Origin of the sequence: Cobetia sp. 1AS1 (assembly GCF_029846435.1) — a bacterium.
GTDB lineage: Bacteria > Pseudomonadota > Gammaproteobacteria > Pseudomonadales > Halomonadaceae > Cobetia > Cobetia amphilecti.
The window spans coordinates 48818-61685 of the sequence record NZ_JARWKU010000009.1; the positions used below are offsets into that span (position 1 = coordinate 48818).

Sequence of the window (12868 nt, forward strand, 5' to 3'; positions counted from 1 at the left end):
TTGTCGTTGTCTTCACCGGCCAGACTGCTGAAGTGTCGTTCAACAGGCGCGTCAGGTGCCTCGGCCGGATGCGACGCGTCGCGAGAGCGACTGCCAGGTCGCGGATGGTTGCCTACATAAGGCTATGGTCATCATGTGACAGGAATTCAAGCGCGCACCATCATCGAGGATAGTGTGAAGCAAGGAACCCTGCGTCGCGTTCGCTGCCATAGAGATTGCCGCCACGACTCTCGCGCGGCGTGAATGCGGCCTCTAAGGTATCCAATGCAATGGCACCCCTGGCGGTGCCACTCGCAATGTCCGTCGCGTTCACCATCAGGCACAACGGAGGCTGTCATGAACGAACAAGGGCGCAGGCCGAGCGAGTCCGGCGAGCTGCCGGAAGATGATGAGGTTCTGGATGCGGCGGTCGAGCAGTGGCTGGCGGAGCATTCCTCGGGGCAGTCCGATGAATGGCCGGGCCATGAGTTGCTGGAAGACAAGCAGGCGGGGGCGGTCAATGAGGCGCTGCATGAGGCGGAGATCAACTGCCCCTACTGCGATACGCCCTTCACGGTGTTCCTGGATCTGGACGAGGGCAGTCTGACCAACATCATCGACTGCGAGCGTTGCTGTCAGCCGATCCAGGTGCGCCAGCAGGTCGACCCGGTCAGCGGTGAGCTCGAAGGGCTGGATATCGGCCAGGATGACGACGTGCTGTGACGGCATCTCTGACGGCATCCCTCCTGCACGGCACGCTGGCACCGGCGCCGGCAGGCATCAGTGACGCAAAGTGACAGGCTTGCAGGGGCAGGGCGCGGCAGATGCTGTATTCTGCAGCCAAGGTCACTTATGATCCCGACACCCGGTGTTGGCGTCATCGCGCTGCCATAGGCAATCTCTATGGTGGTGATTGCAGCAAACATTTGGCATCTGCCACACGTGGCGATTAGTCTGTGTGGCGATTCATCACAAAGGCGGCCCGCTGCCTTTATCATCATTATTCCTCAGGAGATCACCATGAGCGTATTGGTCGGACGTCAGGCCCCGGATTTCGAAGCCGCAGCAGTGCTGGGCGACGGTACCATCGTCGACAACTACAAGCTGTCTGATTCCAACGGCAAGCTGCGCGTGCTGTTCTTCTGGCCGCTGGACTTCACCTTCGTTTGCCCGTCTGAAATCATCGCCCACGACAACCGTCTGGCGAAGTTCAAGGAACTCGGCGTCGAAGTCATCGGTGTGTCCATCGATTCCCAGTTCACTCACCACGCATGGCGCAAGACCTCTCCGGACGCTGGCGGCATCGGTGAAGTCGGCTTCCCGATCGTGGCTGACGTCAAGCACGAAGTCACCCAGGCATACGGCATCGAGCACCCGGAAGCTGGCGTCGCTCTGCGCGCTTCCTTCCTGATCGACGAAGACGGTGTCGTTCAGCACCAGGTCGTCAACAACCTGCCGCTGGGCCGTAACGTCGACGAGATGGTCCGCATGGTCAAGGCCCTGCAGTTCCACCAGACCAACGGCGAAGTCTGCCCGGCAGGCTGGGAAGAAGGTCAGGAAGGTATGAAGGACACCGCTGAAGGTGTTGCCAAGTACCTGGCAGGCCACTCCAGCAGCCTGTAAGTCGCTGCCTGGACGAGATCAGCTCACGCGTTCGCGCTGACTGATCCCGCACTGCCTTTCGAACCTTCGGTAATGAGTGTCTCGAGAGGTAGGCGAACCGGAAGCCGTCGCCCCTGGCGGCGGCTTCCGCGCATCTGGGCAATGCCATCCTGCGGGCTCGTGCTTGAGCATAAGCTTCTGCGATGCCGGTCTGAGTCCGGTGCTGAAAGCTGGCGGCGTCTGCGCTACTCTGCGCAGTCCTTGTTCGCCTCAACCAGCCCGGCGAGCCAGTCAGCCAGCGAATACAAGTGCTTCCAGTGGGAAGCCTGCACGGGCGCCAGCCGGCCCGGATCATCACGCCGTGTCCTGAACCATGTCGATCGCATGCGCCGTGCGTAGCGTTGTCGGTATCGTTCAGTACATTGATCGCCAGCAGCCGCCATTGCTGCTGGTGAAATCCTCCGCCTTCATCTGTCACTGAGGTCATCCATGAGCAATGTCCGTCACGAACGTCTGATCATTCTCGGTTCCGGCCCGGCGGGTTACACCGCTGCCGTCTACGCTGCACGTGCCAATCTCAAGCCGCTCCTGATCACCGGCATGCAGATGGGTGGCCAGCTGACCACCACCACCGACGTCGACAACTGGCCCGGCGACGATGCTGGTGTGCAGGGGCCGGAGCTGATGGAGCGCATGCGTCGTCACGCCGAGCGCTTCGAGACCGAAGTCCTGTTCGACCACATCAACGAAGTGACCCTCGGCGAGCGTCCGTTCCTGCTCAAGGGTGACAACGGCAGCTACAGCTGTGATGCCCTGATCATCGCCACCGGCGCCAGCGCGCAGTATCTGGGCCTGCCGAGTGAGCAGCAGTTCATGGGCCAGGGCGTCTCGGCCTGTGCGACCTGCGACGGCTTCTTCTATCGCAATCAGGAAGTCGTGGTGGTCGGTGGCGGCAACACCGCTGTCGAGGAAGCGCTGTACCTGTCCAACATCGCCTCCAAGGTCACGCTGGTGCATCGCCGCGATAGCCTGCGCGCCGAGAAGATCCTGCAGGACAAGCTGTTCGACAAGGTCGAGAACGGCAACATGGCGGTCGAATGGCACCACACCCTCGACGAAGTGCTGGGCGACAACTCCGGTGTCACCGGCGTGCGTCTGCGTCATGTCGAGAGCGGTGCCACCAAGGAGTTGAGCTCGATGGGCGTGTTCATCGCCATCGGTCACCGTCCGAATACCAGCCTGTTCGAAGGCCAGCTCGAGATGCAGGGCGGCTATCTCAAGGTCCAGTCCGGCTTGGAAGGCAATGCCACCCAGACCAGCATCCCCGGTGTCTATGCCTGTGGCGATGTGATGGACCACGTCTACCGTCAGGCGATCACCTCTGCCGGTACCGGCTGCATGGCGGCGCTGGATGCCGAGCGTTATCTGGACGGCCTCATCGCCTGAGATCGCCCTGTCTGTAGCAACACTGTCTGATTCGAGAAAGTCTGATTCAGAACTGCCCGACCGGCCCCGCAGCCTCGCTGCGGGGCCGGTCTGCGTTCAAGGCCCAGTCAGGACTTGGCTGGGGGGCTGCGTGCTGCCGGCGGCTCAGTAATGGGGCGGCAGCTCGTCGTGTGGTTGTGCACTGAAAGGTGCTGTCGAATCTGCATCGCCTTGCTGCTCGCGCAGGGTGCGTAGCTGGCTGGCCATCAGCGCGGTCAGGCGCTCGAGTGTCTCTATCTGACGCTGCTGGGCGATGACGGTGCGATCGAGGGTCTCGAGCCAGTCATCCTGATGCGCGAGGCGCGATTCCAGTGCTTCCAGTCGGGCTTCCAGGCTGGGATCAGTCGAGGTTGTCATGCATCTGGGCTCCAGAGGGTGAGGGAATGGTCCGCGTGGGCAGTGGGGGAAGAGGGTAAGGCGGTCGCCGTTGGATGACGACTCATGCCATGACTCCTGCCACGATTCTTAAGCGATGGCACGCCGAATCATCGCTGCGGTCGTTGCCTGGATCGTTGTCGAATTACCGCAAAGTGTTGAAGGATTGTCACTGAGTTGCCTCAGACGCATCAGGAAGAGGCGTGATAGACTGTTGACAGTGCGATTGACTTATTTTTCGTATATCGCACTCATTGACGGCCTTCGATTGCCTGCGCTTCGCGCGTCATTGACAGGGCCGGTTCCATCGACTGATGTGGAGTTACCTGCATCACGAGCCACGACGTCATCAGAGCGATGCACAGGCATCTTCGCGTGTATCAGTGACGGTGACGGGCACCGCCGTGAGGCGCTGCCTTCAGGCAGTTTCCCGACTGACGATAGCTGCTGTAACCCTGTCGTGCGGTCAGGCGCTGTCCATTGCGATCAAGGGCAGAACATTCTGATAGGGATCATCCGAAGCACTCATTTCTGTCCTCGCGTTACACCTCCACCCATTACCTAGAGAGTTTATCTTGATGAGTTCCAAGACGTTCTTCCGTTGTTTCATCATCAGCCTGCTGCTGGCACTGCCGGCACCGTTGCTGATTGCTGTCTTCATCACCCTGACCGGCGGCCAGCTGGCCGACACCCTGAGCCAGGCGCTTAGCGTCGAGGGCTTCGAGCTGGCGTACGCGGCTGCCGTCGCGGCCGTGTTCATCCTGCTGTTGATCGCGACGCTTGCCATTCCGGTGCTGTCTCCGCGCTCTGCAGTACTGGCTGAAGTCGAGGACGACGATCGTGAGATCGGCGAGGTCAAGTGGTTCAACGTCAACAAGGGCTACGGTTTCGTGACCCGTGAAAGTGGTGAAGATGTCTTCGTTCACTTCCGTGCCATTCGTGGCAAGGGCCACCGTACCTTGGCCGAAGGTCAGAAAGTGCGTTACCACGTCATCAGCAATGAGCGTGGCCTGCAGGCGGATGACGTGACGGTCATCACCTGATCGCTGACTCGCTCAGTGAAAGACGACAACGCCCCGCAGGCTAGCCTGCGGGGCGTTGTCGTTTCATGGTCTGTCGCACCAGAAGAGGCGGGTCACTCAGCCCTTGTCCGGCCAGGTGAAAGCCTCCTCGCTGCCATCGGCCATGACACGGAAGAAGCGGTCCGGCTCATCACCGGGCTGCCAGCTGCCCAGTGAGCAGCGCGTCTCGACCTGCAGGGCCCGGGCGGCGGCGCGTGCGCAGTCGACATCGCGCGCCCAGGGGGTACTGGCGCTGTCGAACCACAGGCTGGCGAAGCCATCGGCGACCTTCTCGACCACCAGCACCGCGATCTCGGCGCCATCACGCGTGAGGCGCGTACGGTGCTGCAGCTTGCCGGCCGGCTGGAAGACGACGACCTGACCGAACTGCTCGCCCAGCCAGGCGCCCAGCGCCTCCAGGCTCAAGGGCTTGAGGTAGATCTCGATGTCCGGGTACTGCTCATCGGCGTCATTGTGCGGGGTGTCGCTCATGCCGTGGTCTCTTGGGTCGCGGGGACAAACAGGTATTCCAGGATGTGCTCGTAGGCGCTGGAGAGTCGGTCCAGATCGCTGGCCATGACGCGTTCATCGATCTTGTGGATGGTCGCGTTGACCGGCCCCAGCTCGACGACCTGAGTGCCGAGCGTGGCGATGAAGCGACCATCGGAGGTGCCGCCGGAGGTGGACAGCACCGGCTTGCGCCCCAGCGCGCGTTCCACGCCATGGACGGCGGCATCGACCAGCGCGCCTTCCGGCGTCAGGAAGGGCTCGCCGCTCAGGTTCCACTCGATCTCGACGTCCAGACCGTGCTTCTCGAGGATCTCATAGGTGCGACGCTTGAGGTCATCGGCGGTCAGTTCGGTGGAGTAGCGGAAGTTGAAGACCACTTCCAGCTCGCCGGGAATGACGTTGGTCGCGCCGGTACCGCCACGGATGTTGGAGATCTGGAAGCTGGTCGCCGGGAAGAAGTCGTTGCCGTTGTCCCAATGCTCGGCAGCCAGGGCGGCCAGCGCCGGAGCGGCATCGTGGATCGGGTTGCGCGCCAGATGCGGGTAGGCCACATGGCCCTGGATGCCCTTGACGTGCATGACCGCACCCAGCGAGCCGCGACGGCCATTCTTGATCACGTCACCGGCGTAGTCGGTGGAGGACGGTTCGCCGACGATGCAGTAGTCGAGGCGCTCGTGATGCTCGCGCAGATACTCGACCACCGCACGGGTGCCGTGAACCGCCGGGCCTTCCTCATCGGAGGTGATCAAGAAGGCGATGCGGCCTTCGTGATCCGGGTTGGCGGTGACGAAGCGCTCGGTGGCGGTCAGCATCGCGGCCAGCGAACCCTTCATGTCGGCGGCGCCACGGCCACACAGGAAGCCGGCATCGTCGATGCACGGCGAGAACGGCGGATACTGCCAGTTGGCTTCCGGGCCCGTCGGCACGACATCGGTGTGGCCGGCGAAGGCCAGCACCGGACCATGATGGCCGCGCACCGCCCAGAAGTTGTCGACATCGCCGAAGGGTAGCCGCGTGATGGTGAAGCCCAGCGCCTCGAGGCGTTCGATCATCAGGGTCTGGCAGTCCAGGTCGTCCGGCGTGACCGAGGGGCGTGAGATGAGATCGAAGGCCAGCTCCAGCGTCGGAGACAGATCGGCGGGGCGTGGCGGAAGCGGTGCGTTTGAATCAGTCATCATGGGCCATCGCTGCAGGCGTCATCGCGAGGAGCGACAGCGCGAAATTCGGGGGGAGAGACGAAGTGTCTTCACGCCGGCTCGGACACTGCTGCCCGAGCCGGGAAATGCCACGACGGCCTGCCAGAGGTGTAGCCCCTGACAGGCCATCGTCACGCGCCTCAGTTGTGGGCGTGCAGGGCATCGTTGAGCGCGATGGCGCTCTTGTTGGTGCGGCACTCGACACGGCCGGTGACGGAGTTGCGACGCAGCAGCAGGTCGTCCTGGCTGGCCAGCTCACGGGCCGCGACCGTCTCGACTTCCTGGCCTTCGTTGTCGAAGACCATGACCTTGGTGCCGGCGGTGATGTAGAGGCCAGCTTCCACGGTGCAGCGATCGCCCAGCGGGATGCCGATACCGGCATTGGCGCCGATGAGGCAGCCTTCACCGACCTTGATGACGATGTTGCCGCCACCGGACAGGGTGCCCATGGTGGAGCAACCGCCGCCCAGATCAGAACCCTTGCCGACGAAGACGCCCGCGGAGATGCGGCCTTCGATCATGCCCGGGCCTTCGGTGCCGGCATTGAAGTTGCAGAAGCCTTCGTGCATCACGGTGGTGCCTTCGCCCAGGTAGGCGCCCAGACGCACGCGTGCGGTATCGGCGATACGAATGCCGGTCGGCACCACGTAGTCGGTCATCTTCGGGAACTTGTCGACGCAGTCCACGGACAGGGTGCGACCTTCCAGGCGGGCCTTGAGGCGCCGCGCCGGCAGCTCCTCGATGTCGATGGCGCCTTCGCTGGTCCAGGCGACATTCTTCAGCAGACCGAACATGCCGGTCAGATCGATGCCGTGCGGACGCACCATGCGGTGAGACAGCAGGTGCAGCTTGAGGTAGACCTCCGGCACGCTCTGCGGGGCGGCGTCTTCCTCGATGAACATGGCGACCAGCGGGCGCTGGCTGGCGGCCAGGCTCTCGGCCAGTTCGGCCTGGGCGCTGTCACCGGCGTCGCGCAGGGCGCTGGCCAGGGCGGCGCAGTGTTCCGGGAGGAAGCTGGTGGCGGTGGTGCCAGCCGGTGCGTCCAGTGCCTTGCGAGCGGCGTCAGCAACGGCAGCGGTCGGCTTGAACAGCGGGGCAGGATAGTAGACTTCCAGCCAGTCGCCGGTGGTGTTCTGGGTGCCGATTCCGAGGGCAAGGCTCAACATCGTGTCAATCTCCGGGGTGTCCAGTGGTGTAAGGGGTAGCTCAGTCCTGCGGTTCGTAGACCGCCTTGTCATAGCCGATCACCAGATCCATCTCATTGTCGGCGGGATGACGCTCGAGAATGGGACGCTTGATCAGGGTCGGGTGCTCCAGCATCAATGCGCGTGCCGAATTGGCATCGAGGCTGTCACGTTGTTCATCGCTCAGGTTGCGCCAGCTGGTGCTGCGCTTGTTGAGCAGGCTGCTCCAGGCGGTCTGCTCCAGCCAGGATTCCAGCAGGCTGGCGGAGAGACCATCCTCGCGCAGGTCATGCCAGCGATAGGGCACGCCCCGGTCGTCGAGGGCGCGGCGTGCCTTGCGGCAGGTATCACAGGTCTTGATGCCGTAGAGCACGTGCATGGCGGTCTCCTTGAGCCAATCCGCCTCGCCGGGCGGGGCTGTCATCCAGTGTTGGGCTGCTGTCAGCCCATGCAGGCCCGGCGCTCAGCGCAGGCGTTCGACGAAGCGACGCAGGCGCTGGGCGGCTTCGACGGTCTGTTCCAGTTCGGCCACCAGCGCCAGACGAATGCGTCCGGCGCCAGGGTTCACGCCGTCCACCTCGCGCGCCATGTAGCTTGCCGGCAGCACGCCGACCGCCTCTTCGCGCAGCAGCTCGCGGGTGAAGGCGGCGTCGTCACCGCCCGGCACGGCGGGGTACAGGTAGAAGCTGGCTTCCGGAGTCGGGAAGTCCATCACCGGTGCGAGGATTTCGGTCACGGCGGCAAACTTCTCGCGGTAGGCATCGCGATTGGCCAGCACGTGGGCTTCATCATTCCAGGCGGCGATGGAGGCGTACTGGTGATGCAGTGGCATCGCGCAGCCGTGATAGGTGCGGTAGTGACGGAAGCGACGGATCACCTCGCCATCGCCGGCCACGAAGCCGGAGCGCAGGCCCGGCAGGTTGGAGCGCTTGGACAGCGAGTGGAAGACCACGCAGCGCGCATAGTCATCGCGGCCCATGGCGGCACAGGCCTGCAGCAGGCCCGGCGGCGGCGTGGACTCGTCGAGATAGAGCTCCGAGTAGCACTCATCGGAGGCGATCAGGAAATCGTGCTCGTCAGCGAGGCGAATCAACTGCTGGAAGTCCTCCAGCGGTGTCACGGCGCCGGTGGGATTGCCCGGCGAGCAGACGAAGACGATCTGGGTGTCACGCCACACCTCGGCCGGGACCGCGGCGTAGTCGGGGCGGAAGCCATTCTCGGCGGGGCAGGGCAGGTAGGTGACCTCGCCGCCGGCCAGCAGCGTCGCGCCTTCATAGATCTGATAGAAGGGGTTCGGCACCAGTACGCGCGCTGGACGGCTGCTGTCCAGCGAGGCCTGGATGAAGGCGAACAGTGCCTCGCGGGTGCCGGTGACCGGCAGGACCTGCTGGTCGATATCCGGCGTGGCGTTGAGCGAGAAGCGCTTCTCGAGCCAGTCGGCGATCGCCTGGCGCAATTCCCCCAGACCGCCGGTGGCGGGGTACTTGGCCACGCCCATGATGTGCTCGCGCAGGGTGTCGAGCACGAACTCGGGCGGCGCGTGACGCGGTTCGCCGATGGTCAGTGCAATCGGGTCCAGGGCGGGATTGGGCACGACGCCCTCGCGCAGCTTGGCCAGGGTTTCAAACGGGTAGGGCTTGAGCTGGTCGAGATCCGGGTTCATGCACGTTCCATGGGTGATGGCCGTGGCAGTCAGGCTGCCGGCCGAGCAGGGAGGAAGGCGTCCGCGAGTCACCGGACTGCCATGCAGGTCGACTCGCGATTATAGGGAAGCCGGCCGGTCCCCTCAATCGCGGGGTGCCGGCCGGCGCTTTCCCTCTGTACTCTCGTCACGCGCCGTCACGCGCCGTCACGCGCCGTCGCGCGTCTCAGCCGCGCTCGCCGACCTCGAGGACTTCGGTGAGGGCGTCACGCAGGCGTGTCTGGCGCTCGGGGTCGGTGATGGGTTCACCGGCGCGGTCGGTGATGAAGAAGATATCCTCGACGCGCTCGCCGAGGGTGGCGATCTTGGCGGCATCGATGGCGATCTCGTGCTCCATGAACACGCGGCCGATGCGCGCCAGCAGGCCCGGGCGGTCCGAGGCGATCACTTCCAGCACGCTGCGGCCGTTGGTGTAGTCCTGACTCAGCGTGATGCGCGGCGCGATGCGGAAGTGCTTGAGCTGGCGCGGCGTGTGGCGATTGACGATCACCGAGTAGTCGTCCGGGTCATCCAGCTCTTCGACCAGATGGGTACGGATATCGGCCAGGCGTGCGGCGTCGCGGATCGGCTCGCCGTCATCGTCGAGCAGGATGAAGGTGTTGAGCGTCCAGTTGTGGCTGGAGGTTGCGATGCGTGCATCGTGGATCGAGAGCCCCAGCTGCTCCAGCGCCGCGGCGGTGGCCGCGAACAGGTTGTCCACCGAGCGAGTGTGGATGAAGACCTTGGTGCCGCCTTCGGTCATCTCCTCGGTGGGCGCGCTTGTCAGTACCAGCGGCAGCGGCTCGCCATGCTCGTCGAGCTGCGGGGCCGCCTGGCGCGCGAGGATGCCCTGGGTGTGCCAGGCCACCTCGCTGGGCGCATAGCGCACGAAGTAGTCGTCGCCGAGGCTGGCCCACAGCGCCTCGGCGTCAGTGCGGGTAGTGCCCATGCCGGCCAGCAGGGACAGCGCTTCCTCGCGGGTCTCGGTGATCCACTCGTGGCGCTCCGGCGGATGCTCGAGGCCACGGCGCAGCGCCCGGCGCGTCTCCATGTGCAGCTGGCGCAGCAATGCCGCACGCCAGCCGTTCCACAGAGACGGGTTGGTGGCGTTGATGTCGGCCACCGTCAGCACGTAGAGATAATCCAGGTGCGTCTCGTCGCCGACGATCTCGGCGAAGCGGGTGATGATCTCGGGGTCGGCGATGTCCTGCTTCTGGGCGGTCATCGACATCAGCAGGTGATGGCGCACCAGCCAGCTCAGGGTGCGGGTGTCACGCGGGCTGAGGTCATGACGGCGCGCGAAGTCCTCGACTTCCTCGGCACCGATCTCGGAGTGGTCGCCGCCACGGCCCTTGCCGATGTCGTGATAGAGCCCGGCGATCCACAGCAGCTCCAGCTTGGGCAGCTCGCGGATCAGGGTCGCGGCGACCGGGAATTCCTCCTCGGCATCGGGGGCGCGGAATTCCTGGGCGACCTTGAGCAGGCGCAGGGTATGCGCATCGACGGTGTAGACGTGGAAGAGGTCATGCTGCATCAGCCCCACGGCACGCCCGAAGGCCGGCAGGTACTTGCCGAGGATGCCGTAGCGCGCCATGCGCTTGAGTACGCGGGGCACGTTGCCGCCACAGCGCATCAGCTCCATGAACAGGCTCTGGTGGCGCACGTCGTCGCGGAAGGCGTCGTCGATCTGGTGGCGATGATCACGCAGCGCGCGGATGGTGTCGGCGCGCACGCCCTCGATTTCCGGGTGCTGCGCCATCAGCAGGAACAGCTCCAGCAGCGCGGCGGGGCGGCGGCGGAACACGCCTTCCTCGCGCAGGCTGATGTAGCCGCTGCGGATCTCGAAGCGCGGATTGAGCGGTACGATGTTGACCGGCTCGTCATGGCGCAGGATGGCCTCGTCGAAGTGCTGCAGCAGCATGTCGTTGAGGCCCGCCAGGGCGGTGACGTGGCGGTAGTAGCGCTTCATGAACTGCTCGACCGCCAGATGCTCGGGCGTGTCGCGGAAGCCGAACAGCTCGGCGATGGTGCGCTGGTGGTCGAACAGCAGCCGGTCCTCGGCGCGTCCGGCCAGCATGTGCAGCGCGAAGCGCACCTGCCACAGGAAGGCCTGGCCCTGGCTGAGAATGCGCAGTTCGGCATCATTCATGAAGCCCAGCGCGACCAGGTTGTCGTAGCGCTCGACCCCGAAGTGGCGCTTGGCGACCCAGCCGATCATCTGGATATCGCGCAGGCCGCCGGGCGACGACTTGATGTTGGGTTCGAGGTGATATTCGGTGTTGGCGAACTTGTGGTGGCGAGCGATCTGCTCCTGCCACTTGGCCTCGAAGAAGGCTTCGGCCGGCCACAGACGGTCGGTGGCCAGACGTTCGCGCATGGCCTCGCGCAGCCGCTGAGGGCCGGCGATGACACGGGATTCCAGCAGGTTGGTGATCACGGTGACATCGGCGCGTGCCTCACGCTCGCAGTCACTCAGCGAGCGCACGGACTGGCCGATCTCGAGACCGATGTCCCACAGGAAGGTGATGAAGTCGGACAGCGCCTCACGATAGGGCGTGTCGTCGTCCTGCTCCAGCAACAGCAGCAGGTCGATGTCGGAGTGCGGGTGCAGCTCGCCGCGGCCGTAGCCGCCCACGGCGAGCAGGGCGATGCCGTCATCCGGCCAGGTCTGGCGCTGCCAGGCGATGGCCAGCAGGCGATCGATGGCGCGGGCACGACCATGGATGAGGTCGCGGATGTCGGCGCCCGCCTTGAAGCGAGCCTCGAGACGCTCCTGTACCTGTGCCAGAGCCCGCTTGAACAGCGGGATGGGTGTCTTCGTCGTAGCCAGCTCGCCGTCGAAGGTGACGGCATCGTAGAGCGCTTCACGCTCGACGAAGTGATAGTGGTGCAGGAGCATCTTGATCAACCCTCGAGGAAGGAGAGGTCCTCTTCCGTGCGACGTGTCAGTACCTCGACGCCGGTGGCGGTGACCAGCAGGGTATGCTCCCACTGGGCCGAGAGGCTCTTGTCCTTGGTGACGGCTGTCCAGTCGTCCTTGAGGACCTTCACCTTGTAGCCACCGACATTGACCATCGGCTCGATGGTCAGGCACATGCCTTCCAGAAGCTCGGCGTCGGCACGGGCTTCGTAGCCGTCATAGTGCAGCACCTGCGGGTCTTCATGGAAGCCGGCGCCGATGCCGTGGCCACAGAAGTCACGCACGACACTGTAGCCTGCCGCTTCGGCATGCTTCTGGATCGCACGACCGATTTCTGACAGGCGTACGCCCGGACGTACCAGCTCGATGCCTTTATAGAGGCATTCCTGGGTGACGCGGCACAGACGCTCGGCCTGGATGCTCGGCTCGCCGACGATGTACATCTTCGAGGTATCGCCGTGATAGCCGTCCTTGATCACGGTGATGTCGATGTTGAGGATGTCGCCTTTCTTGAGCTTCTTGTTGTCATCGGGGATGCCGTGACAGACCACGTGATTGATCGAGGTGCAGATCGATTTCGGGAAGCCGTGGTAGTTGAGCGGCGCCGGAATGCAGCCCTGAACTTCGGTGATGTGGTGGTGCGCGATGCGGTTGAGCTCGCCCGTGGTGACGCCGGGACGGACATGCTCGTCGAGCAGCTCCAGCACTTCAGCCGCCAGACGGCCGGCGACGCGCATCTTGTCGATTTCTTCAGCTGTCTTGATGGGAATGTTCATGAGGACTCGAGGCAGGAGATAAGAGGGATGAAACGCCGCCAGGCCGCGCGTGACGGGGGAATGGCGCGACGCATCGCATGCCGCGTCGGGCAGTGGCGA

The 12868-nt window shown here is 64.2% G+C and carries 12 protein-coding genes; 4 read left to right on the plus strand and 8 right to left on the minus strand.

What is annotated here, in order from left to right; all coding sequences use genetic code 11:
* Positions 1 to 336 precede the first annotated feature (336 nt).
* The 3 genes from QD280_RS13945 (at position 337) to trxB (ending at position 3027) form a co-directional block, all read left to right on the plus strand.
* A complete protein-coding gene (locus QD280_RS13945) occupies positions 337 to 702 on the plus strand; it encodes a CPXCG motif-containing cysteine-rich protein (RefSeq protein ID WP_107335906.1) in 366 nt (121 codons plus the stop codon).
* Positions 703 to 999: 297 nt separating this feature from the next.
* Positions 1000 to 1602 (plus strand): peroxiredoxin, encoded by a 603-nt coding sequence (locus tag QD280_RS13950; RefSeq protein WP_043333044.1) that lies wholly within the window; start codon positions 1000 to 1002, stop codon positions 1600 to 1602.
* Positions 1603 to 2070: 468 nt separating this feature from the next.
* Positions 2071 to 3027, plus strand: a complete 957-nt coding sequence (gene trxB / locus QD280_RS13955; RefSeq protein WP_192839172.1) for a thioredoxin-disulfide reductase — start codon at positions 2071 to 2073, stop codon at positions 3025 to 3027.
* 144 nt (positions 3028 to 3171) lie between these two features.
* Here trxB and QD280_RS13960 read toward each other — a convergent pair whose 3' ends face one another.
* A complete protein-coding gene (locus QD280_RS13960) occupies positions 3172 to 3423 on the minus strand; it encodes a SlyX family protein (RefSeq protein ID WP_279839749.1) in 252 nt (83 codons plus the stop codon).
* A 596-nt stretch (positions 3424 to 4019) separates the two neighbouring features.
* On the opposite strand from QD280_RS13960, the gene QD280_RS13965 reads away from it, so the two are divergent.
* Positions 4020 to 4484: a cold-shock protein gene (locus QD280_RS13965; protein ID WP_043333039.1), complete on the plus strand. Its 465-nt coding sequence runs from the start codon at positions 4020 to 4022 to the stop codon at positions 4482 to 4484.
* Between the two features lie 96 nt (positions 4485 to 4580).
* Here QD280_RS13965 and QD280_RS13970 read toward each other — a convergent pair whose 3' ends face one another.
* The 7 genes from QD280_RS13970 to map form a co-directional block, all read right to left on the minus strand.
* A complete protein-coding gene (locus QD280_RS13970; protein ID WP_043333036.1) occupies positions 4581 to 4994 on the minus strand; it encodes a hypothetical protein in 414 nt (137 codons plus the stop codon).
* Complete coding sequence (dapE, locus tag QD280_RS13975) at positions 4991 to 6187, minus strand: succinyl-diaminopimelate desuccinylase (protein WP_279839751.1); 1197 nt, start codon at positions 6185 to 6187, stop codon at positions 4991 to 4993. The genes QD280_RS13970 and dapE overlap by 4 nt, the downstream gene beginning before the upstream one ends.
* Positions 6188 to 6348: 161 nt before the next feature.
* Positions 6349 to 7374, minus strand: coding sequence for a 2,3,4,5-tetrahydropyridine-2,6-dicarboxylate N-succinyltransferase (gene dapD / locus QD280_RS13980; RefSeq protein WP_077377814.1), 1026 nt, complete (start codon positions 7372 to 7374; stop codon positions 6349 to 6351).
* A 40-nt stretch (positions 7375 to 7414) separates the two neighbouring features.
* Positions 7415 to 7816 (minus strand): ArsC family reductase, encoded by a 402-nt coding sequence (locus QD280_RS13985; protein WP_347881974.1) that lies wholly within the window; start codon positions 7814 to 7816, stop codon positions 7415 to 7417.
* A 39-nt stretch (positions 7817 to 7855) separates the two neighbouring features.
* A complete protein-coding gene (dapC, locus tag QD280_RS13990; RefSeq protein ID WP_279839753.1) occupies positions 7856 to 9055 on the minus strand; it encodes a succinyldiaminopimelate transaminase in 1200 nt (399 codons plus the stop codon).
* A gap of 205 nt (positions 9056 to 9260) precedes the next feature.
* Positions 9261 to 11972 (minus strand): [protein-PII] uridylyltransferase, encoded by a 2712-nt coding sequence (locus QD280_RS13995; protein WP_043333097.1) that lies wholly within the window; start codon positions 11970 to 11972, stop codon positions 9261 to 9263.
* Between the two features lie 5 nt (positions 11973 to 11977).
* A complete protein-coding gene (gene map, locus QD280_RS14000; protein WP_043333030.1) occupies positions 11978 to 12769 on the minus strand; it encodes a type I methionyl aminopeptidase in 792 nt (263 codons plus the stop codon).
* Positions 12770 to 12868 lie beyond the last annotated feature (99 nt).